Source organism: Lachnoanaerobaculum saburreum DSM 3986, from assembly GCF_000185385.1.
In the GTDB taxonomy this organism is placed as follows: Bacteria; Bacillota; Clostridia; order Lachnospirales; family Lachnospiraceae; genus Lachnoanaerobaculum; species Lachnoanaerobaculum saburreum.
The window spans coordinates 2,053,336-2,077,201 of the sequence record NZ_GL622296.1 but is presented as its reverse complement, the minus strand read 5'-3'; the positions used below and the strand labels follow the sequence as shown (position 1 = coordinate 2,077,201).

Below are 23,866 nucleotides of genomic sequence, written 5' to 3'. Positions count from 1 at the left end.
AAATACGAATAAAATATATTATTATACTTTGTAAATGTTTATTACTATAAAATACATTCATAAATATACAATAAAAAAGAATATTATGCAAGTGTGTTTTTCTTTTTATACAAATAATTTTTCTTTGCTGTAAGGCAAAAAATATAAATATCAGGAAAAAATAAAAATTGCTTGACAAATAAAAATAAATAGATTATTATAAACCCATAAAACAAGTAGGAAAACAGGAATACATAAATGGAGGTTTGTATGTCTAGAGTTTATAAGAGCAGCAGTGAGTTGGTTGGTAATACACCACTTTTAGAGGTATCAAATATTGAAAAGGAGCTTGGACTGAAGGCTAAGGTTTTGGTAAAGCTTGAGTACTTTAATCCGGCAGGTTCTGTAAAGGACAGAATAGCACTTTCTATGATAGAGGCTGCCGAGAAGGAGGGAAAATTAAAGCCCGGTGCTACCATCATTGAGGCTACATCAGGAAATACAGGTATCGGACTTGCTTCAGTGGGTACATCAAAAGGCTATAAAGTAATTCTTACAATGCCTGAGACTATGAGTGTTGAGAGAAGAAATATTTTGAAGGCTTATGGTGCTACTATTGAACTTACAGAAGGTTCAAAGGGTATGAAGGGTGCTATTGCCAAGGCTGAGGAGCTTGCGGCAAATATTGAAGGAAGCTTTATCCCTGCACAGTTTGACAATCAGGCAAATCCGGCAGTTCACAGAGCTACAACAGGTCCTGAGATTTGGAATGATACTGACGGCGAAGTGGACATCTTTATATCAGGTATCGGTACAGGCGGTACTATTACAGGTGTAGGTGAGTTCCTTAAAGAAAAGAAGCCTGGTGTTAAGGTAATTGCTGTAGAGCCTACAGGTTCACCGGTACTTTCAGAGGGAAAGAGCGGTCCGCATAAGATTCAGGGTATCGGTGCCGGATTTATTCCGAACACACTTAATACAAAGATTTATGACGAGATAATCACAGTTGAGAACGAAGAGGCTTTTGATTACGGCAGACTTATAGCATCCAGAGAGGGTATACTTGTAGGTATATCTTCAGGTGCCGCACTGTTTGCAGCTATAAAGGAGGCAAAAAGAAAGGAGAATGAAGGTAAGACAATAGTTGCACTTCTTCCTGACAGTGGAGACAGATATTTCTCAACACCTTTATTTACAGAATAATATTTTTTATCCCCTTTTATACTGCAAAATAAGAGGGGATTTTTGTATTATAAGTATTCTCCGGGATTGCGGTAGAATTATATCAATGATATAATTGTGTATCAGTTAATAAAGCAGAAGATGGGAGAAACTTATGTCGGAAGAAATCAAGAATACTGAGACGGTTTCAAAGAATTTTATTGAAATAGAGATAGACAAGGACTTGGCATCAAAAAGATTTGATCATGTACAGACCAGATTTCCGCCTGAGCCGAACGGATATTTGCATATAGGTCATGCAAAGTCCATTATTTTAAATAATGATATTGCAAAAGAGTATAACGGAAAGTTTAACTTAAGATTTGACGATACCAATCCTACAAAGGAAAAGGAAGAGTTTGTCAATTCAATAATTGAGGATGTAAAGTGGCTTGGAGGAGAGTTTGAGGACAGACTTTTCTTTGCATCAAATTATTTTGAAGAGATGTATGAGAAGGCTGTACTGCTTATCAAAAAGGGCAAGGCATTTGTATGTGACTTAAGTGCGGATGAGATAAGAGAGTACAGAGGGGATTTTAAGACTCCCGGTAAGGAAAGTCCATACAGAAACAGAACTGTTGAGGAGAATTTAAAGCTCTTTGAGGATATGAAAAACGGAATGTTTGAGGATGGAAGTCATGTACTTCGTGCAAAGATAGATATGGCATCACCAAATATCAATATGAGAGACCCTGTAATTTACAGAGTGGCAAGAATGACTCATCACAATACAGGTGACAAGTGGTGTATCTATCCGATGTATGATTTTGCACATCCGATAGAGGATGCTATAGAGGGAATCACACATAGTCTTTGTACATTAGAGTTTGAGGATCACAGACCTCTTTATGATTGGGTGGTAAGAGAATGTGAGTACAGGAATCCGCCAAGACAGATCGAGTTTGCAAAGCTTTATCTTACAAATGTGGTCACAGGTAAGAGATATATAAAAAAGCTTGTGGAAGATAAAATAGTGGACGGATGGGATGATCCGAGACTTGTATCTATAGCGGCACTTAGAAGAAGAGGCTATACTCCCGAGTCTATCAGAAATTTTGTAAAGCTTGCAGGAGTATCAAAGGCGGATTCTTCTATAGAATCGGCAATGCTTGAGTACTGTATCAGAGAGGATCTTAAGCTTAAGAAACCGAGAATAATGGCAATACTTGATCCGATAAAGCTTATAATAGATAACTACCCTGAAGATCAGTCCGAGATTTGTACAATGCCGAATAATCTTGAAAATCCTGAGCTTGGTGAAAGAGAGATTGAGTTTGGCAGGGAACTCTACATTGAAAGAGATGATTTTATGGAAGTGCCTCCAAAGAAGTACTTCAGATTATTCCCCGGAAATGAAGTAAGACTTATGGGTGCTTACTTTGTAACCTGCACATCTGTAGAAAAGGATGAAAACGGCAATATTATTGCAGTTCATGCTACATATGATCCGGAGACCAAGTCCGGTTCGGGATTTAATGCCAGAAAAGTAAAAGGCACAATACATTGGGTGAATGCAAAGACAGCACTTAATGTAGAGGTAAGGCTCTATGAGAATATAGTGGATGAAGAGAAGGGTAAACTTGATGAGAACGGCAATCTGAACCTTAATCCGAATTCTTTGACTGTATTAAAAAATTGCTATGTGGAAAGTTGCCTTAAGGACGCAAAGGCATATGACAGTTTCCAGTTTGTCAGAAACGGATTTTTCTGTGTGGATGCTAAAGATTCAAGACCGGATGCACTTGTATTTAACAGAATTGTTTCACTTAAGAGTTCATTTAAGCTTGTGAAGAATGATTGATGGAGCTTCTTATAGATTTGAGAGCGGATTGCCCGATATATGAGCAAATCTATGAATTTATAAAAAATGAGATAAAATCAGGTCATATACTTACAAGCACAAAGTTGCCGTCTACAAGGAGACTCTCACAAGATTTAAAAGTATCCAGGACTACTGTAGTAAATGCTTATGAGCAGCTTTTGGCGGAAGGGTATCTGAAATCAAAGGCAGGTAGCGGTTATATTGTAAATAAGCTTGACGATATGGATATTTTAAAAAAATATTCAAAGCTTGAAAAAAGAACTGAATATATACCTGCAAAGAAGAAAACAAAGGGTAAGGAAATCGAAAATTTGATTGACTTTTCTCCGACAAAGATTGATTTAAGGAGCTTTCCATATGCTTCATGGAGAAGTATTGCAAGAAAAGTATTTTCAAATGACAGGGCGGATGTATTTACGGCAGGAGACAATCAGGGCGAATATGGATTAAGATGTGAGATAGCGGCTTACCTGCATACTGCCAGAAGGGTGGTATGCACTCCACAAAATATTATAGTCGGTGCCGGAAGTGAGTATCTTATATTGCTTTTGGGGCTGTTACTTGGAAGCAGATATATAGCACTTGAAAACCCGGGCTATATCAAGGCAAGGCAGATTTTTGAATCAATGGCTTGGAATATCAGCAGTATTGATATGGATGATGAAGGAATGGATATAAATAAACTTAAACGCAGCAGAGCGGATATTTGTTATCTGATGCCTGCCAATCAATATCCTACAGGTGTGATAATGCCTATAAACAGAAGAAGAGAGCTGATAACATGGTGTTATGAGAAAACCGGAAGATATATTATAGAGGATGATTATGACTCGGAGTTTCGATTTGTAGGTAAGCCGATTCCTGCAATGCAGGGACTTGACCCGCAAAAAGTAATATATATAGGTACATTCTCAAAATCAATTGCACCTGCAATAAGAGTTGCATATATGGTACTTCCGGATAAGCTGATGGAGGAATATGAATCAAAACTTGATTTCTTTTCATGTACTGTACCGAGGTCAGACCAGGATATACTTGAAATCTTTATAAGAGAAGGATATTTTGAGAGACATTTAAACAGAATGAGGACCAACTATAGGGCAAAAAGAGATATTCTGATAGAAAGTATACAAAAGAACTTGTCAAGGGCAACAGTATTTGAGAACAATTCAGGGCTTCATGTTTTAATGACACTTGAAGACTTGAGCGAAAAAGAAATACTTGATTATGGAGTGACGGCAGGAGTAAGGTTTTATCCTATATCGGTTTTTTATACCGATGAAAATAAAAAGAAATCTACAGTTTTGGTAGGCTTTGCCTCACTTAAAGCTGAAGATATAAAGAAAGGTATAGAGGATTTTTCTAAAGAAGTAGAAAGGAGTCTTTATGACAATAAATAAGAATATGACAATAGGTGAGCTTTTGCTGACCAATGACTTGATTGCTCCTATGCTTATGAGAGCAGGTATGCACTGCTTAGGATGTCCGTCATCACAGATGGAGACACTTGAGGAGGCATGTATGGTACATGGAATTGACTGCGATACATTGGTATCACAGATAAATGAAATACTTGCAGTATCATAATAAATAAAAAGAAGTGTCAAACGAGTTTAAACTCGGATGGCACTTTTTTGTTACATAATTTTTGCAAAAAATGAAGCGAATATAACGGTGATAATACCTGCAACCGCTATAGAGAGTGAACTCATAGCACCTTCTGTCGCTCCCATTTCAAGGGCTTTTGATGTACCGATAGCATGGGCTGAGGCACCGAGACCGATACCTTTTGCTATAGGATTTGTAATATTAAATATTTTATATACAATATCCGCCATAACATTTCCGAACACACCTGTTACAATGATAACTGCGGTAGTTATAGTGGAAATACCGCCAAGCTCCTCGGAAATGCCGATACCGATAGCGGTAGTAATTGACTTTGGCAGCATTGAGACATAGTACTCATGCTTTAAGTGAAAGAGTATTGACATAACAAGTATGGATAAAAGTGAAGTCAATACACCGGCTATAAGCCCTGAAATAATAGCTTTGAAGTTATCTTTCAGCAGTGTCAGCTTTGAATAAAGCGGTATTGCAAGTGCTACAGTTGCCGGAGTAAGTAAATAGCTTATATATTTTGAACCATTATAAAAATCTTCAAACTTGATATGGAATATAACAAGTACAAAGATTACTATAATGATAGAGATTAGCAGCGGATTAAAAGCTGCTATTTTAGTCTTTTGCCTTAAAAATACACCTATTTGATAGGATAGCAGACATAGCATTAAACTGAAAAAAACAGAATTACTTAAAAAATCAGTCATTCTTTTTTGCCTCCTCTTGCATTTCTTCTCTTATTTTTTCTTCTCTTTGTTTTTCTTCCTTTTCTACCTTTTTATCAAACTTTATGACAAATTCTGTTACCTTAGCAGAAACAGCCATTACAAGGACAGTCGAAACGAGAGTCATGACAAGTAAAGGTATAAGTACAGGTTTTAGGCTTGGCCAGATATTAATCAATCCGGCTGAACCCGGAATAAACATAAGCGGCATAATATCAATAAGGAACATGGAGCCGCCTTCTACCTGATGTAATTTAACTTTCTTTGAAACAAGTAAAGCAAGCATAATGACTAAACCATAGATGCTTGCCGGTATGGGAAGTGGTAAAATTGCTTTTAACACTTCCCCAAAAAAACTTACCAATAATATAATTAGAAATTGTCTGATAAAACGCATAAACTTCCCTACAATTCTATTAAATTAAAATCTTGCATTGTCGCTGTCATAAGCTGTGCTTCTCTCATGTGACAGCTGAATACTATAATTTGCTCCGGGACATTGTTGGCAATCCAGAGTAGGGCTGCTCTAAGCCTGATTGAATCATAATTGACAAAACTGTCGTCAAATATAAACGGCAATTCCTTGGAACGGTTTTGCATAAGTCTGCCGGCAGAAATTCTAAGTGCCAGATAGACCTGATCCATAGTACCTGAACTTGCCTGTTCAATGGGAACCAGTCTGTTCGGTGTATTTAAGAACACATTAAAATTCTCATCAATGGAGATAGAGTCATATACACCGCCTGTAATACCTTCAATAAGCTCAGAAGCATCTTTATTAAGATATAGACCGAATGAGTTTTTGATGGTTTCAGACAGATTTTTCAGTGTATCCATTGCCAAATCAATAGCATCTATCTCAAAACGAATCTTGTCATTTTCGGCTATTATATTTTTGAGAGCGGAATTGTCCTCTTTCATCTTGGCCAACTTTTCCATAAGTTTTTCAAGCTCCCACTCATTTTGCTTTTTGGCATCGATACCGCTTGCATAGGCGGCTTTTTTTGCACGAAGATTTTCAATATCCACATTCAATGCTTCACTCTTTGCAATATCGGCTGCCATCTCATCAAAAATATTTATTTTGGAACTGAGCTTTTTGTTGGCACGATGTATATTTTCCTCTGTAATAGAGTCAAATGAACCGACTCTTGCCATTGTAGCTATTAAATTCACCTTAAGTTCCGTCAGATGTCTGTTGTCCTTATTATATACAGTATAGATATATAGGGCAAAGACAAGTGATGACAGGCATATAATAATAAAAAGCACCATAGCAAATTGGTAGCTTATACCTGTAGAGGCGGTGATTACATTAGTCTTTCCGGCTTTAAAAATATATGCCGACATAAGCACACTAAGTATCGATAAAATAAGGAAAATTACAGGATAGACCTTATTAATAGATTTTTTCTTTTCAGATTCATAGGCGGAAAGATATTCATTATAGCCTCTGTTCAGCTCATCTTGAAGCTGTACTATTGTAGCTTTATCAACAAAACCCAAGTCTGAAAGATGCTGTCTTTTTGAAGCGATACTTTCTATAAGAGTTTCTTTTTGAGCATTCAAGTCCATAATTCTTTTATCTGTTATAGCATCCGCTTCTTTTAGAGTCTTCAGATGGCTTGAAAATTCAGGAGAGGAGATTTTCTTCTCCAAAGTTTTAATTTCCGTCAGATTCTGATTGTATGTCTTTGCGGCATCAGGATTTAGAGTGGCGGTAAAAGCTTTTTTCTTTTCCTTCAAAAAGTCTGATGCTTTATTTATATTTAAAGACATATTTCCTGTGGTGTTCATATTGGCAATGTAATTTTTTAATTCCACAACCATCTTGGCATCGGTGGCAGACTTCAGCTGTGAGATACTTACAGTATTTGAGTAGGCTGTTTCAGTAAGCCCGCAAAGTACTTCCTTCAAAAATTCGGTTGCACCTTCAACCGGTTTGCCGTCGGTTTCATTGATAATGGCAAAGGGGGTTGTAGCCGTTTTTGTAAAGTCTCTTTCGATACGATATGCTCTTTCACGGTATGAGAAGCGAAGACTTCCGCCGTAGATATCGCCGTTTCCCCAGGGCTTAAACTTAGTCCATGTATCACTTTTACTGGCTCTGCCCTTGGCTCTTTCAAGACCGTAGAGCATTGCTTTGATAAACATAAATATGGTGGATTTTCCGGCTTCATTATAGCCGTATACAATATTCATATTGTCGCCGAAGACCAAATCCTTGTTCTTGAATTTACCGAAGCCGTTTATATGTAGGCTAAGCAGTCTCATGTCCTCCCCCCTTCATCAGTAGTTCTAAGAAGTGCATTGATACCATAGTAAAGAGCCTTTTTATCAAGTTTACTCATATTCGGTCTGTCAAGCTCACGTATAAAAAATCCTATCATATCGGACGGATGTTCTGCAAAAAGTTTTGCAAAGTCATATTTCGGCTCCGAATCATCTATAATTTCAGCAATCCTTAGTGTAGAGGACAAAGATTCCAGATCAAATTCAACATCCGGATCTCTAAGCCCCTTTATTTTGAATCTATATATGTTTTGTTTACCTTTTTTATTGATTGTCTCTGTAAGAGATGTATGCAGCTCTGAGTTGGTAGTCTCCGGAGTGACATTGATGGTGAGTGAAATATATGAAGTGTTTGAAATTTTGATAAATTCAAATTCCTTCATAACTCTGGTTTCATTGTCAATCTCGCCGTAATAAATTCCATGGTCACCGGTTTCAGTCATATCCAGAGGTTCAGGTGAACCGCAATAAGCCATATGTCTGTCAAAAAGTACTTCATGCTTATGTATATGTCCGAGAGCAATATAAGATGAAGAAATCTTGTTAAGTTCATTCTTATCAAATGGCAGATGCGTAGCATCACCACCATGTAACAGAAGAATTTTCACTCTGTCATTCTCACGAATAGAGAGTCCTGAAACTATATTTTCCTTGACCTCCCTGTCATGATATGAAAATCCGTAGATTTCTGTATTTATATCAGGAAAATATACACTGCTGATAGTGGGAGTGGACAAATAAACCACATTTTTTGCCCAAGGAAAGGTAAGTATATTATTATTTTCCCTTAAGCAGTCGTGGTTTCCGGCTATGATAACTACCTTAGTATCAGGTATTGTGGAAAAAAGGAAATTGACTTCCTTTAAATCACGACTAAACGGCTGAGAGTGGAAGAGGTCTCCGGCTATAAGTAAAAGGTCAACTTCCTTTTTCTTTGCAACTTCAATAATCTTTTGAAGTGAAGCTTTGACGGCATCAGCCCTTTCCTTACCCCATGGTTTATTTGAATCAGGTTTCATACCATAATGAATATCACCTGTATGTATAAATTTCATATGGCTAAATATCACCTCCACATTATAATTCGCAATTGCCTACTGTTCTTGGAAACGGGAGTACATCTCTGATATTTGACATTCCGGTAAGATACATAACACAACGCTCAAAGCCGAGACCGAAACCTGCATGTCTTGTTGAACCGTATTTTCTAAGGTCTAAATAAAAGTCATAATCTTCAGATTTCATTCCAAGTTCCTCTATTCTTTTCAGAAGTTTGTTATAGTCATCCTCTCTTTGACTTCCTCCGATAATCTCACCTATTCCCGGAACAAGACAGTCCATAGCGGCTACAGTCTTTTTGTCATCATTTTCTTTCATATAAAATGCCTTAATTTCCTTCGGATAATCTGTAACGAATATAGGCTTTTTGAATACCTGTTCTGTAAGAAAACGTTCATGTTCGGTTTGAAGGTCACATCCCCAAGAAACCTTGTATTCAAAGTTGTCATTGTTCTTTTCAAGAATATCAATAGCCTCAGTATATGTAACTCTTCCAAATTCGGAATTTGCAACATGATGCAATCTCTCTAAAAGTCCCTTGTCCACAAATTGATTGAAGAATTCCATCTCGGGTGCAGCATTTTCAAGAACATAGTTTATTATATATTTTAGCATACTTTCAGCCAAATCCATATTGTCATTTAAATCACCGAATGCAAATTCCGGCTCAATCATCCAAAACTCTGCCGCATGTCTGGTAGTATTTGAATTTTCAGCTCTGAATGTAGGACCGAAGGTATAGATATTTCTAAAAGCCATAGCAAAAGTCTCACCGTTAAGCTGTCCTGAAACGGTAAGGTTGGTTTCCTTACCGAAAAAGTCTTTGGAAAAGTCTACACTTCCGTCTTTGTTAAGAACAGGATCCCTAGGTTCAAGAGTGGTAACTCTAAACATCTCACCTGCACCCTCGGCATCGCTACCTGTGATAATCGGTGTATGTACATACACAAAATCTCTTTCCTGAAAGAACTTGTGTATAGCATATGCAATAAGAGATCTCACTCTAAACACTGCCTGGAATGTATTTGTTCTCGGGCGAAGATGTGTAATGGTTCTAAGATACTCAAGTGTATGTCTTTTCTTTTGAAGAGGGTAGTCAGGAGTTGATTCGCCTTCTATATCTATATGTGCGGCCTGTATCTCAAAAGGTTGTTTTGCATCCGGAGTTGCTATTAATGTGCCTTTTACAATAAGTGCGGCACCCACATTTATCTTTGTTAATTTATTAAAATCAGGGAGTGTATCATTATATACTACCTGCATTTGTTCAAAATAACTTCCGTCACTTATAACTAAAAATCCAAATGATTTTGAATCTCTATTGCTTCTTACCCATCCACCGATTGTGATTTCACTGCCAATATACTTTTTGCTGTCTTTGTATATTTCTCTCACTGTTGTCAGCTTCATTAGATTTCCTCCTTAATACCGTTTAGGCATAAATTTAGTAACATCTAATTATACCATAAAAAGTTTTGTTTCGACAACTTAAGAACAATATAATTTTGTGTTTTATTTATCACTAAGAAATTTATGAATATCTAACAAAAATAATATAAAAACTTTGTGCAATTTTCTTGGTTAATATATGGGTCAAATAAGTGAGAGAAGAGTATAAAGACCAAATATGGAATTTTGGCAAAACATAGAAAAAAAACATGTTAAAATAAAATCTTTTATTCACAATCGTGTAAAGTTGTGATATAATTCTAATGTAAGCATAAGGAATTAACATTAGGCAACGAGGTGTGGATATGATTAAAAAGGAAATGATAGCTATGCTGTTGGCTGGTGGCCAAGGCAGTCGTCTTGGTGTGTTGACACATAATGTGGCAAAACCAGCAGTTTCTTTTGGCGGTAAGTACAGAATTATAGATTTTCCATTGAGCAATTGTATTAACTCAGGTGTTGATACAGTTGGAGTCTTGACTCAGTACCAGCCTCTGAGACTGAATACCCATATTGGAATTGGTATTCCATGGGATTTGGATAGGAACATGGGAGGTGTTACTGTATTACCGCCATATGAAAATGCTGCAGGTAGTGACTGGTACTCAGGTACTGCCAATGCAATTTACCAAAATCTTGAATATATGGAGAGCTATAATCCGGACTACGTTTTGATACTTTCCGGTGATCACATATATAAGATGGACTATGAGGTAATGCTTGATTATCATAAGGCAAATAATGCAGACGTGACTATAGCAGCTATGCCTGTTTCGATGGAGGAGGCATCAAGATTTGGAATATTGATAACCGATGAACATAGTAAGGTGACGGAGTTTGAAGAGAAACCTAAGCATCCAAGGTCAAATCTTGCTTCGATGGGAATATATATTTTCTCATGGAAAGTACTTAGGGATTCTTTACTTGAACTGTCAAATGTAGCGGGATGTGATTTTGGTAAACATATTATTCCTCATGTGTTTAACAATGGCGGTAGAATTTTCAGTTATGAATATAACGGCTATTGGAAAGATGTGGGTACTTTAGAGTCATATTGGGAAGCCAATATGGGACTTGTGGATATTATACCTGAGTTTAATCTCTATGAAGAATATTGGAAGATATATACTAAGGGTGATATCATAACGCCGCAATATATAGCATCTACTTCTGTTATAAACAAAAGCATCATTGGAGAAGGTGTGGAAATTTATGGAGAGGTGAACAACTCGGTTATAGGTGCCGGAGTTGTTATTGAAGAGGGGGCTGTAGTTAATGACTCCATAATAATGAAAGGCAGCAGAATAGGGGCAAACTCTAAAGTAAACAAGGCTATTATAGCTGAAAATTCTGTAGTTGGAAAAGATTGCGAGATAGGTGCTTTCGAATTTTGTGAAAGCAAGTATGATAAAAAGGTTTATAATTGTGATCTGGCAGTTATTGGAGAAAGAACAAATATTCCTGAAGGAGTTGTTATAGGTAAGAATACAGCTATTTTAGGAGATACAACCATAGAAGACTATGTGGACAGACAACTTTTAAGTGGTGACTTCATTGTAAAGGTAGGTGGCAGATTATGAGAGCGATAGGAATAGTGTTGGCGGGTGGAAACTCAAAGAGGATGAAAGAACTATCCAACAAGAGGGCTATTGCCGCAATGCCTATAGCCGGAAGTTATAGAAGTATAGATTTTGCACTCAGCAACATGTCAAATTCACATGTACAGAAAGTGGCTGTATTTACACAGTATAATTCAAGATCTCTAAATGAACATTTGAGTTCATCAAAGTGGTGGGATTTTGGAAGAAAACAGGGTGGATTATTTGTTTTTACACCGACTATTACCGCTGAGAGTTCGGATTGGTATAGAGGTACTGCAGATGCACTGTACCAAAATCTGATTTTTTTAAAAAGATCTCATGAGCCGTATGTTATTATATGTGCAGGTGACGGTGTTTATAAACTTGACTATAATAAAGTATTGGAGTATCATATAGAAAAGAAGGCAGATATTACTGTAGTATGCAAAAAAGCGAATGATACAGAAGATTTGACTAGATTCGGTATGGTTTCAATAAATGACGACGGTCGGATAGTCAGTTTTGAGGAAAAACCGATAGTTACGGATTCTGTAAATATATCTTGTGGTATTTACATTATCAGAAGAAGGCAGCTTATTGAACTGATTGAGAGAAGTATAGCGGAGGACAGATATGACTTTGTAAAAGATATCTTGATCAGATACAAAAATTTAAAGAGAATATACGCATATAAGCTTAATACATATTGGAGCAATATAGCTTCGGTAGACTCGTATTATAAGACTAATATGGATTTTCTCAAGAAAGAAGTGAGAGATCATTTCTTTGTAGAATATCCGGGCGTTTATTCCAAGGTTGACGATTTGCCGCCGGCGAAGTATAATCCGGGGGCTAAGGTGTCAAATTCACTTATTGCAAGTGGCTGTATTATAAACGGTACAGTTGAAAACTCAGTTCTTTTTAATAAATCGTACATAGGTAACGGTTGTATAATTAGAAATTCTGTTATTTTGAATGATGTATATATCGGTGACAATTCAGTTATTGAGAATTGTATTGTAGAGAGCCGAGATACAATACGTGCAAATTCGACTTATAGTGGGACAGCAGAGCAAGTCAGAATAGTAATAGAAAAAAATGAAAGATATACTCTTTAAGGAGATTAAGGGGGGATTCAAATAATGCAGATTACTGATGTCAGAGTTAGAAGAATTGATAAAGAAGGTAAGATGAAGGCTGTTGTTTCTATCACTTTGGACAATGAGTTTGTTATTCATGATATTAAGGTGATTGAAGGTGAGAAGGGATTGTTTATTGCTATGCCAAGTAGAATGGCGGCAGACGGCGAATACAGAGATATCGCACATCCTATAAATTCTCAGACAAGAGAACTTATTTCAGAGACAGTCATCGGAAAGTATGAAGCAATGTTGCTTGAAGGGGCAGCAGATGTAAATGTATAATTTGTTGAGTGTGAAATTTATATAATGAAGTTTTTGTGGGGCTGTGAAAACAGCCCCTGTTTGTATTTATGTCTGTTTTTACTGTGCTTGATAGATTGGAGTTTTCTTGATATAATCAAACTGGGCTTTCTTAATGAGAGTATAAGAGTTTTACCTTATAAGGGTTAAGACATTATTTTTATATAATGGAGATGCTATGAAAAATAAAAAAAATACAAAAGCACTATTAGGAAAAAATATAGGGTATTCACTTATAGTCTTGGTATTTTTACTTGTAATATTACTTGTTGCACCGGGTAGAGGCTGCGGTGCAATAATTTTTTTGCTGGCACTGTCGGCAATAATATATATTGTTATATGGTATATCGGATTAATTAAAAATTTGCAAAATTATATGGTGGAATATTCTATGGCAAGTGAAAATACACAGAATATATTTTCACAGGATTTGGATATACCATATGCCTTGATGGATAAAAGAGGTATTATTGCTTGGAGGAATAGAGCTTTTAACGGACTTGTTCAAAAGGACAGGCTTGCAAAAAAAGATATTCATGCAATGTTTAAAAACATTACTTCATCAGATATAGAAAATATCTCTGATAAAGCGGATTTTCATGATGAGTATCAGGGGAAGAAGTACAGGATTAGAATAACAAGATTATATGTAGACGAAACATTTGTATATACAGTATGCCTTTTTGATGAGACTGATTTGATTGAACTGAGGATTCAAAAAGAAGATTCAAAACTTGTAGTCGGACTGATGTACATGGACAACTATGATGAAGCTATGGAAAGTGTAGAAGAGGTAAGACATTCAATTTTGGAGGCATTGATTGACAGAAAGATAAACCAATATATAAACGGATTTAACGGTATTGTAAAAAAACTTGAAAAAGACAAGTTCTTCTTTATTATAAAGAAAGAAAATCTGGACTCTGCAATAGAAGTAAGATTTGATATTTTAGAAGATGTAAAGTCTGTGAATATCGGTAATGAGATGAGTATTACTTTAAGTATAGGCATAGGATACGGAAGTGAGAATCTAGCCAGAAACTATGAACTTGCCAGAATGGCTATGGATATGGCACTTGGAAGAGGTGGTGACCAGGCTGTAGTAAAGACTGAGGATGATATAAGATATTTCGGCGGTAAGGCTCAAACTGTAGAGAAGCAGACCAGAGTAAAGGCAAGAGTAAAAGCACATGCTTTTAGAGAACTGCTTGAAAATAAGGATAAGGTCATCATAATGGGACATAAGATGCTTGATATGGATGCTTTCGGTGCCGCAATAGGTATTTGGAGGATTGCTACACATCTGAATAAAAAAGCATATATACTTATGAGCGATGTCAATCCGTCTGCAAAACCGATGATAGAAAAGTTTAAAGCACCTGAGTATCCTGAAGACCTGTTTATGTCTGAGGAAAGGGCGTTAAACAGTCTGACAAATGATTCATTGGTAGTTGTAGTGGATGTAAACAGACCAAGTATCACAGAAGGACCTTCACTTTTAAAGAAAGCGAAGAATATAGTGGTGCTTGACCACCACAGGCAAAGCAATGAAATTATTACAAATGCAACATTGTCATATGTGGAGACATTTGCATCATCCGCTTGTGAAATGGTATCAGAGATAGTGCAGTATATATCTGATGATATTAAGTTAAAGACTTTGGAAGCTGATGCTATGTATGCAGGAATTGTTATAGACACACAGAATTTTAATGTTCAAACCGGTGTGAGAACTTTTGAAGCCGCCGCATTCTTGAAGCGAAGCGGTGCGGATGTTACAAGAGTCAGAAAGATGTTTAGAGAAGATGCCGCAGATTATCTGGCTAAGGCGGAAGCAATACATAATGCAGAGATATATGAAGATTATTATGCTATAAGTGAATGTGACTCTGCAAATACGGCATCACCTACTTTGGTATGTGCTCAGGCTGCAAATGACCTTTTGAACATAAAGGGAATAAAGGCAAGTTTTGTTTTGACGGTATATAATAATCTCATATATATCAGTGCCAGATCTATGGATGAGGTAAATGTGCAAACTATTATGGAAAAACTTGGAGGTGGCGGACATCGTTCTGTAGCCGGAGCACAGATAAAAGAAGGAAGTATAGAAGATGCTAAAAACCGGGTAAAGCAGGTTTTGAAGGAATTGATTGAGAGAGGTGAATTATAATGAAGGTTGTTTTATTGGAAGATGTAAAATCTTTGGGAAAAAAGGGAGAAATAGTAGAAGTAAGTGAGGGATATGCCAGAAACTTTATTATACCTAAGAAAAAAGGTGTAGAGGCAAATAATGAGAATCTAAATACACTGAAATTACAAAAGGCAAATGAAGAAAAGATAGCAAAGGAAAAACTTGAGGCGGCAAGGGAGCTTGCAGCCAAGTTAAATAATGCAAGCATTTCACTGAGTATAAAGAGCGGAAAAGACGGAAGAGCTTTCGGTTCCGTATCGTCAAAGGAGATTGAGGAGGCTATAAAGGCCCAACTGGGTCTTGAGATAGATAAGAAAAAACTTGTTATTGCAGAGCCGATAAAGACTTTCGGAAATCATGAGGTAAAAGTAAAGCTGCATAAGGATGTTACAGCCGGCTTAAATGTAAAAGTTGGAGAAGCGTGATGGAAGAGGCTCCGGTTAAAAGAGTGATGCCGAACAGCATAGATGCCGAGAAAGCGGTTCTTGGCTCTATGTTGCTTGACAAAGAAGCAACTGCAACCGCCATAGAAATGCTGGATAAGGATGATTTTTACAGCAAGGCATATGGTATTGTATTTGAATGTATGGTGGAGCTTTTTAATGAGGGAAAGCCGATAGATCTGGTACTTATTCAGAATAAATTGATTGAAAAGCAGGTACCTCCGGATATAACAGGTCTGGATTTTTTCAGAGGTATAATGGATTCCGTACCTACATCAGCCAATATAAAGAATTACTCCAAGATAGTTAAAGACAAGTCAAATCTTAGAAAACTTATCAAGGTGTCACAAGAGATAGTAAATGACTGCTATGCAGGTGAGAAAAGTGTAGATGAGCTGTTTGCAAAGACTGAAAATGATATCTTTAAGTTACTTGAGAGTAAGGAGACCAAGGATATAGTGCCTATAAATGAAGTGGTGCTGAAGGTACTTGATAAGATTGAATCCGCATCTAAAAACAGTGAGACCGTCACAGGTATACCTACCGGTTTTATTGATTTGGATTATAAGACCAGTGGATTACAGCCTTCAGATCTTGTTTTGGTGGCTGCAAGACCTTCTATGGGAAAGACTGCATTTGTGCTTAATATAGTGCAAAATATTACTATGAAAAAGAAAATATCCTGTATGGTATTTTCACTTGAAATGAGTGCGGAGCAGCTTGTAAACAGGCTTTTAAGCATGGAGAGCAATGTTGATTCACAGAAACTTAGAACAGGTAATCTGAATGATAATGACTGGAACAGCCTGATAGAGGGTGCTGTGAATGTAGGTTCTTCTACACTTGCTATTGATGATACTCCGGGTATCTCTATAAATGAGCTAAGATCAAAATGCAGGAAGATGAAGCTTGAGAAGGGGCTTGATATTATAATCATTGATTATTTGCAGTTGATGAGCGGAAGCGGTAAATCAAATATAAGCAGGCAACAGGAAATCTCGGATATTTCAAGAAGCCTTAAGGCATTGGCAAGGGAGATGAAGGCACCTGTTATTGCACTGTCACAGCTTTCAAGAGCTTGTGAGACAAGGCCTGATCACAGACCCATGCTTTCAGATTTGAGAGAGTCGGGTGCAATAGAGCAGGATGCCGATGTTGTCATGTTTTTATACAGAGATGACTACTACAATAAGGACACCGAGCATCCGAATGAGGCGGAGGTAATCATTGCAAAGCAAAGAAACGGTGCAATAGGCACAATCAACCTTGTTTGGAAACCGGATATAACAAAGTTTGTAAATATGGCGAGATAAACGGTCTCGCTTTTTTGTATTGTTTTAAACAATAAAAAGGACCTGCAAAAGCAGGTCCCTATGATAAGCATTATTACCTGAGCAAGTAATAATTAAGCTATAATAGCCTCTGTAGGACAAACTGAAGCGCAAGTTCCACAATCAATGCAAGCATCAGCATCAATATTGTACTGTGTATCTCCCTGTGAGATTGCACTTACAGGACACTCACCTTCACAAGTTCCACAACTAACGCACTTATCTGTAATTGTATATGCCATTGAAATTTCCTCCTAAATTTATATGTTTCTCTTACTTGTTTACATTCTAATATATAATGAAGAAAATAACAAGAGATATTTTTGATGTATTGAATAAAATACAAGTAAGTTAGGCAGTACTAACTATACAAATTATACAATGCTTTACAGATACTGTGAAACTAAAATCTGTCGGCTTGCTTTTAAACAGTTTTTAGTATATAATAACTAATCAAGTTTAAGAAAAAAGGGGAAATAACAATGACCTTATTGGAAAATTGGAGAAATAAAGCTTATGGCGATGCAACAGATGATAAGCAAAAAGAGGAGATTTGGAAGAATTACTTTTTAGTGGAAAAGGGTATCTATGAGAAGATTCTAAAAAATCCTAATGATATTATCACCTGTACAGTAGCTGAATTGGCAACAAAATTTGATACGGATATACAGACTGTCACAGGCTTCTTAGACGGAATAAATGACTCACTTAACAAGCCTAATCCTATTGAAGAGATGAAAGAGGATACTGTAATCAGTCTTGATATCAACCTTGAAAAGCTCTACTACAACATGGTGGAGGCTAAAGCGGATTGGCTCTACAATCTGCCGCAGTGGGATGCTCTTTTAAGTGAAGAAAAGAGAAAAGAGCTGTATAAGTCACAAAAGAAGAGCGGAACTGTAGTTAAGGAAAAGAAAGTCGGCAGAAATGACCCATGTCCATGCGGAAGCGGAAAGAAATATAAGTTCTGCTGCGGTAAGAACTGAATAAAGGTAGTGTTTTAGGTGGCGGTTTGACTGTCACCTAAAATTTTAAGGATAAATAATGGAACAGTATACAAACTTTGCAAAAGTATATGATTTATTCATGGACAATGTACCTTATAATAAATGGGTGCAGCAGATAAAAGATATATTGCAGGCCGAGAATATATATGACGGACTGGTATGTGATCTGGGTTGTGGAACAGGCACGATAACTGAGAGCCTCGCAAACAGCGGCTATGATATGATTGGAATAGACAATTCATATGATATGCTGGATGTTGCGACGGAAAAGAAATTTGAGTCGGGTCATGATATATTGTATTTATGTCAGGATATGAGAGAGTTTGAACTTTACGGTACTGTAAAAGCTATAGTGTCAAGATGTGACAGTCTGAATTATATACAAAGTTTGAAAGATTTAAAGCATGTATTTGCACTGGTAAATAATTATCTTGATCCGAACGGTCTTTTTATTTTTGATATTAATACCGTCTACAAATATCAAAATATTCTAAGTGACAACACTTTTGCAGAAGTAAGAGATGCGGCAAGCTTTATATGGGACAATTCATATGACAGTGAAAAAAGAATCAATGAATATGATTTAAATCTGTTTATAAAGCTTGAAGGCAATACATATAAGAGATTTGAAGAAAGACATGTGCAAAGAGCATTCACATTTGAAGAGATAGTGTCTGCTGTAGAGTCAAGTAAAATGGTACTTGAAAGTTATGTGGATGCGGATAATCTTAAAGCTGTAAGTGAATGTACGGAGAGGATACTTTTTGTAGCCAGAGAGAAAGGTAAGTAAATGAAGGATTATATGGTGAAAGCCACGGCAGCAGACGGATATATCAGAGCGTTTGCAGCTACTACAAAATATTTGGTCGAAGAGGCAAAAAATGACCACAATACATCACCGGTTGCAACTGCCGCACTTGGCAGAATGCTTACAGCCGCTGTAATGATGGGAAGTATGATGAAGGGAGAAAAAGACCTTCTTACACTGAAGATAGAAGGAGACGGACCGCTTGGCGGAGTGATTGCCACTGCAAACAATCATGGAGAAGTTAAAGGATATCCGTTTAATCCTGTCGTACTGATTCCTGCAAATGCAAAGGGAAAACTTGATGTGGCTGAGGCTATCGGTGTAGGACTTATGAGTGTAATAATGGACACAGGTATGAAGGAACCCTATGTGGGTCAGGTGGCACTGCTCTCCGGTGAGATAGCGGAGGATTTGACATACTACTATGCTACAAGTGAGCAGACTCCGTCAAGTGTGGGACTTGGTGTGCTTTTGAATAAGGATAATACTGTAAAAGCTTCAGGCGGATTTATAATACAGCTGATGCCCGGTTGCCCTGATGAAGCAATAGATAAATTAGAAGCAAAAATAAATAATCTGAGTCCGGTTACAACAATGTTAAGTGAAGGAATGTCGCCAAATGATATTTTAAAGCATATTCTAGGTGATATGAATCCTGAATTTAATGAAAGTCTTGATCTTTCATTTAAGTGCAACTGCAATAAAGACAGAATTGAAAAGGCACTTATAAGTGTAGGAGAAAAAGAACTGAAAGAAATGATAGATGAGGGTAAGCCTATAGAGGTGAAATGTCATTTTTGTAACAAGGCATATGAATTTAAGGTGGATGAACTTGAGAAGATGTTAAAGACGGCTACATTAAAATAGTTTAAACCAAAATAGTTTAAACCGGATTTGAAAACGGTGTCAAGTTTGTAAAAATAAAAAAGAGCTCTATAAAGAGCTCTTTAAACATATTTGATTACCTAACGACTGTAACATTTACAGCCTGCGGACCCTTGGCACCCTCTGTCAAATCATATTCGACCGAGTTTCCCTCATCAAGAGTCTTAAATCCGTCCATGTTTAAATCAGAAAAATGTACGAATACATCATTTCCACCTTCATCTGAGATGAAACCGTAACCTTTCTGGTTATTAAACCACTTAACTGTACCTCTGTTCATAATAATGCCTCCAAATAAATAAGTGTAACCACAGAAAAAAGTTAAATAGCTTGCAATATTACAGGCTCAATAATCCGGTTTAGGGATAATTATAAGTCGTTATTTGTTTTGATGAAAGTAAAACTTTCTATTATCAAGCATTCTAGTGGTAATTTTTATCTGCAATATTATATTATCATAGAATGTATGTATTGTCAAATATTTTATTAGAGGAGATAGATATTTATGCATAATAACAGTGTATTTAATCATTTAAAGACTATAAATAAACATAAAGCCCTTGTAATGGACCTTTGTTTTAAAATTGGCTTAATTAAGCAAGGTTTACTACACGATTTGAGCAAATATTCACCTGAAGAGTTCTTGATCGGTATCAAATATTACAGGGGAGACAGAAGTCCGAACTCGGTAGAGAAACTTGATAAGGGATATTCAAGTGCATGGCTGCATCATAAAGGAAGAAATAAGCACCATTTTGAGTATTGGATTGACTATGGAAAAGATATGAAAGACGGCTTACAGGGTATGAAAATGCCTTTAAAATATGTGCTTGAGATGTGTTGTGACAGAATAGCCGCCTCAAGAGTGTACTCGGGAAGTGAATATACAACGGATGTTCCTTGGAATTATTACTGCAAAAGAAGGGACTATATGGATATTCATAAGGACACAAGGGCTTTGCTTGAAAAGATTCTCCTTATAAACAAGAATGAGGGGGAAAAGAAGGCTTTGGCTTACATGAGATGGATGCTGAAACATCCATATTTATACTAAAAAGAACTTATGTATCAATAAAAATTGTTTGAGATATACAATTAAAAGTAATATAAAACCCTTATAATCTGATTTTATAAGGGTTTTATAAAATATAGGTCCTATTCGTATATTTTTATATCAATTTTCTGAATAATCCAATCATTGTTTTAAAAGTTTGAATTGTTTGAGCATTTCGATGGCGTATTCTTTGAAAAAAACATTGTCTGAAAAATTAAGTTTTGCTAAATTTATATATTTTTCTTTGGATTTATATTCTTTTTTAAAGATTTCACTAACCGATTCTGTATTAAAGCATGGAATATACTCGGCAACTTGCTTTATATAGGCGGTCTGCCTTGTTGCTTTCTTTTTTACACTCTTATCTACAAATTCACCTATACTTTTATGTACGGCATAGTCTTCAATTGTCAGATAATAGTAGTCTTTGTAGTTCTTAAAGAAAAACTTAAGCTCGGATTTCAATATAGGTATGGTAAGTGTAAGCTTATTCCCTGAGGCATCTAAAAATACATCATTTTCAATGCTTAAATTATAATCAAGATATTCACTACAGGTATAACAAAGTGTAAGATAATCTGTATTCTTTTTAATATCTGAGAGTATAAAATCCGAATTAAAGAAGTCCACAAAGGAGAGCATCTCAACGACCTTTAACATACCAAGTAAATCTTTTTCATTGTGTAGGAGCAGAAGATGTAGGATTTTTTCGTCACGACTGTTTGTGTAATCGTAGTAAAACTTTATAAGTGTACCTCCGTCATACTTATCCTCTCTGTAAAGCCCGAGAAATTCTTCCAAGGACTTTTGGTTCATTCTTTCAAGCCCAAGCGGCTTTTTCAAATATCTGATTTCTTTGTATATATCAAGGCTTTTGTAATCTGTAAGAGGATTGAAGATGTAGTACTGCTTGGCACATTCTCTGATATATGGCAAATCAAAGCCGTCACCGTTAAAATTGATAATTGTATCAAACTCTATTGCATATTCAAAAAAAGCCTGTAACACATCCGTTTCATCAGAGAGGCTTTCACAAAACCACTGTTTAAATATAATATTATCGTTATCAACATTTATACAGCCTATAAGATACAGGTTTGAGTTTTTGGGACTTAGTCCGGTAGTTTCGATATCAAAAAAAAGCAGTTTTTTGATATCGCCTATTTTTGATAAATCATAGTGTATATTATTTTTAAATTTCTTTGTTATCTCTTTCATATCTGTATTATAATAGTTATTCGGATGTAAATCAAGGAATTGCGAAAGTATGTTCGATTTTAATTGATTTATAATCCTGTATTATGTTATGATAAAATACAGATAGAAATAAATGTAACAGATTTTAGGAAGAACTATGATTGCATATATAAGAGGAATTGTAACAGAAAAGAATGTAAATACTGTAACGGTGGAATGTAGCGGTATAGGATATGAGATTTTTGCCACAGGCAGGGATATTGACAAGCTCTCAAAAGGGAGTGAGGTGCTTATCCATACATATTTGAAGATTTCCGAGGATGCACATACATTATACGGTTTTTTGAATAAGGATGATATGGTTATGTTCAAAAAGCTTATTATAGTGAATGGAGTAGGTCCGAAGGCTGCACTCAGTATAATGAATACATTAAACAGTTTTGATCTGAAAATTGCGATAGTAACTGAGGATTATAAAGCAATATGTGCGGCGGTGGGTGTAGGTTCAAAGATTGCAAAAAAGATAATACTTGAGCTGAAGGAAAAAGTTAAACCGGATGATATAGGTACTTTAGAAGCGGCAGACACAAGCGATAACAGTGTAGTGTCTGAGGCTTTAGAGGCATTGGTATCACTTGGATATTCCAACAGTGAAGCTTATAAAGCTATAAAAGAAATTGAAGTCAAAAATACCGATACAACAGAGGATATACTGAAACTTGCATTAAAGAAGATGTTATAAAGTGAGTGTGAAGATGGAAAAAAGGATAATTTCAACTGAGATAACAAAAGAGGACAAGCAGATAGAAAAAAGCTTAAGACCTCAGTTTTTGAACGAATATATCGGACAGGAAAAGATTAGAAAAAATCTCAAAGTATATATAGATGCCGCCAAGTTTAGAAATGAGAGTCTTGATCATGTGCTGTTTTACGGACCTCCGGGACTTGGAAAGACTACACTTTGTAATATAATTGCAAATGAGATGGGTACCAATCTGAAAGTGACTTCAGGTCCCGCTATTGAAAAACCCGGTGATATGGCGGCTATATTAAATAATCTGAATGAGGGAGATGTATTGTTTGTAGATGAAATACATAGACTTAACAGGCAGGTGGAAGAGGTATTATATCCTGCAATGGAAGATTTTGTAATAGATATTGTGATAGGTAAAGATGCAGGAGCCAGAAGTATCAGACTTGATTTGCCGAAGTTTACTCTTGTGGGAGCTACCACCAGAGCGGGACTGCTTACCGCACCGCTTCGTGACAGATTCGGTGTGGTACAAAAACTTGAGTTTTATAATACAGATGAACTAAAGGAGATTGTGAGGCGTTCCGCAACAGTGCTTGGTGTGGAGATAGATAATAATGGTGCCATAGAAATTGCAAGGAGAAGCCGCGGTACACCCAGACTGGCAAACAGACTGCTAAAACGTGTCAGAGATTTTGCACAGGTAAAATACAACGGAATCATTGATAAAGGAGTGGCGGATTTTGCACTTGATACTTTGGATGTAGACAAGCTTGGACTTGACAACAATGACAGAATGATTCTGCTTACAATAATAGAAAAATTTGGAGGCGGTCCTGTAGGACTTAATACCCTAAGTGCGGCCATAGGAGAGGATGCAGGTACACTTGAGGAGGTATATGAGCCATATTTGCTGATGAACGGACTTATAAACAGAACTCCGGGCGGAAGAGTTGCAACAGAGAATGCATATATCCACCTTGGTATTGAAATGAAAGGTTGAT

Annotated in this window: 24 protein-coding genes; 16 read left to right on the top strand and 8 right to left on the bottom strand. The window is 36.4% G+C overall.

Features of this window, described 5'->3' with window-relative positions:
• The first annotated feature begins 249 nt into the window (after positions 1-249).
• From cysK to HMPREF0381_RS09510, 4 genes are all read left to right on the top strand, one after another.
• Positions 250-1,182: a cysteine synthase A gene (gene cysK, locus HMPREF0381_RS09525; protein ID WP_040461352.1), complete on the top strand. Its 933-nt coding sequence runs from the start codon at positions 250-252 to the stop codon at positions 1,180-1,182.
• 133 nt (positions 1,183-1,315) lie between these two features.
• Complete coding sequence (locus tag HMPREF0381_RS09520) at positions 1,316-3,001, top strand: glutamine--tRNA ligase/YqeY domain fusion protein (protein WP_008751762.1); 1,686 nt, start codon at positions 1,316-1,318, stop codon at positions 2,999-3,001.
• The gene (gene pdxR / locus HMPREF0381_RS09515; RefSeq protein ID WP_008751761.1) at positions 3,001-4,422 is read left to right on the top strand and encodes a MocR-like pyridoxine biosynthesis transcription factor PdxR; all 1,422 of its coding nucleotides are present in this window, start codon (positions 3,001-3,003) and stop codon (positions 4,420-4,422) included. Before HMPREF0381_RS09520 ends, pdxR begins: the two co-directional genes overlap by 1 nt.
• On the top strand, positions 4,409-4,609 hold the full coding sequence (locus HMPREF0381_RS09510) for a DUF1858 domain-containing protein (protein ID WP_008751760.1): 201 nt from the start codon (positions 4,409-4,411) through the stop codon (positions 4,607-4,609). Before pdxR ends, HMPREF0381_RS09510 begins: the two co-directional genes overlap by 14 nt.
• Before the next feature lie 50 nt (positions 4,610-4,659).
• Here the strand turns inward: HMPREF0381_RS09510 and HMPREF0381_RS09505 are convergent, their stop codons facing one another.
• From HMPREF0381_RS09505 to asnS, 5 genes are read right to left on the bottom strand one after another with little or no spacing between them, the layout of a single operon-like run.
• Positions 4,660-5,352: an LrgB family protein gene (locus HMPREF0381_RS09505; protein WP_008751759.1), complete on the bottom strand. Its 693-nt coding sequence runs from the start codon at positions 5,350-5,352 to the stop codon at positions 4,660-4,662.
• Positions 5,345-5,767, bottom strand: coding sequence for a CidA/LrgA family protein (locus HMPREF0381_RS09500; RefSeq protein WP_008751758.1), 423 nt, complete (start codon positions 5,765-5,767; stop codon positions 5,345-5,347). Before HMPREF0381_RS09500 ends, HMPREF0381_RS09505 begins: the two co-directional genes overlap by 8 nt.
• A gap of 8 nt (positions 5,768-5,775) precedes the next feature.
• Positions 5,776-7,644, bottom strand: coding sequence for an ATP-binding protein (locus HMPREF0381_RS09495; RefSeq protein ID WP_008751757.1), 1,869 nt, complete (start codon positions 7,642-7,644; stop codon positions 5,776-5,778).
• A complete protein-coding gene (locus HMPREF0381_RS09490; RefSeq protein WP_008751756.1) occupies positions 7,641-8,717 on the bottom strand; it encodes a metallophosphoesterase family protein in 1,077 nt (358 codons plus the stop codon). Before HMPREF0381_RS09490 ends, HMPREF0381_RS09495 begins: the two co-directional genes overlap by 4 nt.
• A gap of 22 nt (positions 8,718-8,739) precedes the next feature.
• On the bottom strand, positions 8,740-10,131 hold the full coding sequence (gene asnS, locus HMPREF0381_RS09485; protein WP_008751755.1) for an asparagine--tRNA ligase: 1,392 nt from the start codon (positions 10,129-10,131) through the stop codon (positions 8,740-8,742).
• Between the two features lie 344 nt (positions 10,132-10,475).
• Here asnS and HMPREF0381_RS09480 point away from each other — a divergent pair, with 344 nt between their 5' ends.
• From HMPREF0381_RS09480 to dnaB, 6 genes are all read left to right on the top strand, one after another.
• Positions 10,476-11,750 (top strand): glucose-1-phosphate adenylyltransferase, encoded by a 1,275-nt coding sequence (locus HMPREF0381_RS09480; protein WP_008751754.1) that lies wholly within the window; start codon positions 10,476-10,478, stop codon positions 11,748-11,750.
• Positions 11,747-12,868, top strand: coding sequence for a glucose-1-phosphate adenylyltransferase subunit GlgD (gene glgD / locus HMPREF0381_RS09475; RefSeq protein ID WP_008751753.1), 1,122 nt, complete (start codon positions 11,747-11,749; stop codon positions 12,866-12,868). The genes HMPREF0381_RS09480 and glgD overlap by 4 nt, the downstream gene beginning before the upstream one ends.
• Positions 12,869-12,892: 24 nt before the next feature.
• Entirely contained in the window at positions 12,893-13,174 is a 282-nt protein-coding gene (spoVG, locus tag HMPREF0381_RS09470) for a septation regulator SpoVG (RefSeq protein ID WP_008751752.1), read from the top strand.
• A 196-nt stretch (positions 13,175-13,370) separates the two neighbouring features.
• Entirely contained in the window at positions 13,371-15,365 is a 1,995-nt protein-coding gene (locus HMPREF0381_RS09465; protein WP_008751750.1) for a DHH family phosphoesterase, read from the top strand.
• Positions 15,365-15,811: a 50S ribosomal protein L9 gene (rplI, locus tag HMPREF0381_RS09460; protein WP_008751749.1), complete on the top strand. Its 447-nt coding sequence runs from the start codon at positions 15,365-15,367 to the stop codon at positions 15,809-15,811. The genes HMPREF0381_RS09465 and rplI overlap by 1 nt, the downstream gene beginning before the upstream one ends.
• Entirely contained in the window at positions 15,811-17,142 is a 1,332-nt protein-coding gene (gene dnaB, locus HMPREF0381_RS09455) for a replicative DNA helicase (protein WP_008751748.1), read from the top strand. The genes rplI and dnaB overlap by 1 nt, the downstream gene beginning before the upstream one ends.
• A gap of 92 nt (positions 17,143-17,234) precedes the next feature.
• Here dnaB and HMPREF0381_RS09450 read toward each other — a convergent pair whose 3' ends face one another.
• On the bottom strand, positions 17,235-17,402 hold the full coding sequence (locus HMPREF0381_RS09450) for a DUF362 domain-containing protein (protein ID WP_008751747.1): 168 nt from the start codon (positions 17,400-17,402) through the stop codon (positions 17,235-17,237).
• 240 nt (positions 17,403-17,642) lie between these two features.
• Here HMPREF0381_RS09450 and HMPREF0381_RS09445 point away from each other — a divergent pair, with 240 nt between their 5' ends.
• The 3 genes from HMPREF0381_RS09445 to hslO are packed head-to-tail and all read left to right on the top strand — an operon-like array spanning position 17,643 to position 19,842.
• Positions 17,643-18,146: an SEC-C metal-binding domain-containing protein gene (locus tag HMPREF0381_RS09445; protein ID WP_008751746.1), complete on the top strand. Its 504-nt coding sequence runs from the start codon at positions 17,643-17,645 to the stop codon at positions 18,144-18,146.
• Positions 18,147-18,204: 58 nt separating this feature from the next.
• On the top strand, positions 18,205-18,957 hold the full coding sequence (locus tag HMPREF0381_RS09440) for a class I SAM-dependent DNA methyltransferase (protein ID WP_008751745.1): 753 nt from the start codon (positions 18,205-18,207) through the stop codon (positions 18,955-18,957).
• Positions 18,958-19,842: an Hsp33 family molecular chaperone HslO gene (gene hslO, locus HMPREF0381_RS09435; RefSeq protein WP_008751744.1), complete on the top strand. Its 885-nt coding sequence runs from the start codon at positions 18,958-18,960 to the stop codon at positions 19,840-19,842.
• A gap of 94 nt (positions 19,843-19,936) precedes the next feature.
• Here hslO and HMPREF0381_RS09430 read toward each other — a convergent pair whose 3' ends face one another.
• Positions 19,937-20,140, bottom strand: coding sequence for a cold-shock protein (locus HMPREF0381_RS09430; RefSeq protein ID WP_008751743.1), 204 nt, complete (start codon positions 20,138-20,140; stop codon positions 19,937-19,939).
• Positions 20,141-20,365: 225 nt separating this feature from the next.
• Between HMPREF0381_RS09430 and HMPREF0381_RS09425 the strand changes: the two genes are divergently transcribed.
• Positions 20,366-20,914 (top strand): DUF5662 family protein, encoded by a 549-nt coding sequence (locus tag HMPREF0381_RS09425; protein WP_008751742.1) that lies wholly within the window; start codon positions 20,366-20,368, stop codon positions 20,912-20,914.
• Positions 20,915-21,055: 141 nt separating this feature from the next.
• On the opposite strand, the gene HMPREF0381_RS09420 is transcribed toward HMPREF0381_RS09425, so the two are convergent.
• Complete coding sequence (locus HMPREF0381_RS09420) at positions 21,056-22,132, bottom strand: ribonuclease H-like domain-containing protein (RefSeq protein ID WP_008751741.1); 1,077 nt, start codon at positions 22,130-22,132, stop codon at positions 21,056-21,058.
• Between the two features lie 136 nt (positions 22,133-22,268).
• Here HMPREF0381_RS09420 and ruvA point away from each other — a divergent pair, with 136 nt between their 5' ends.
• Together ruvA and ruvB are read left to right on the top strand one after the other, a co-directional pair.
• A complete protein-coding gene (gene ruvA / locus HMPREF0381_RS09415) occupies positions 22,269-22,853 on the top strand; it encodes a Holliday junction branch migration protein RuvA (RefSeq protein WP_008751740.1) in 585 nt (194 codons plus the stop codon).
• A 13-nt stretch (positions 22,854-22,866) separates the two neighbouring features.
• Complete coding sequence (ruvB, locus tag HMPREF0381_RS09410) at positions 22,867-23,865, top strand: Holliday junction branch migration DNA helicase RuvB (protein WP_008751739.1); 999 nt, start codon at positions 22,867-22,869, stop codon at positions 23,863-23,865.
• The last annotated feature ends 1 nt before the right edge of the window (position 23,866 follow it).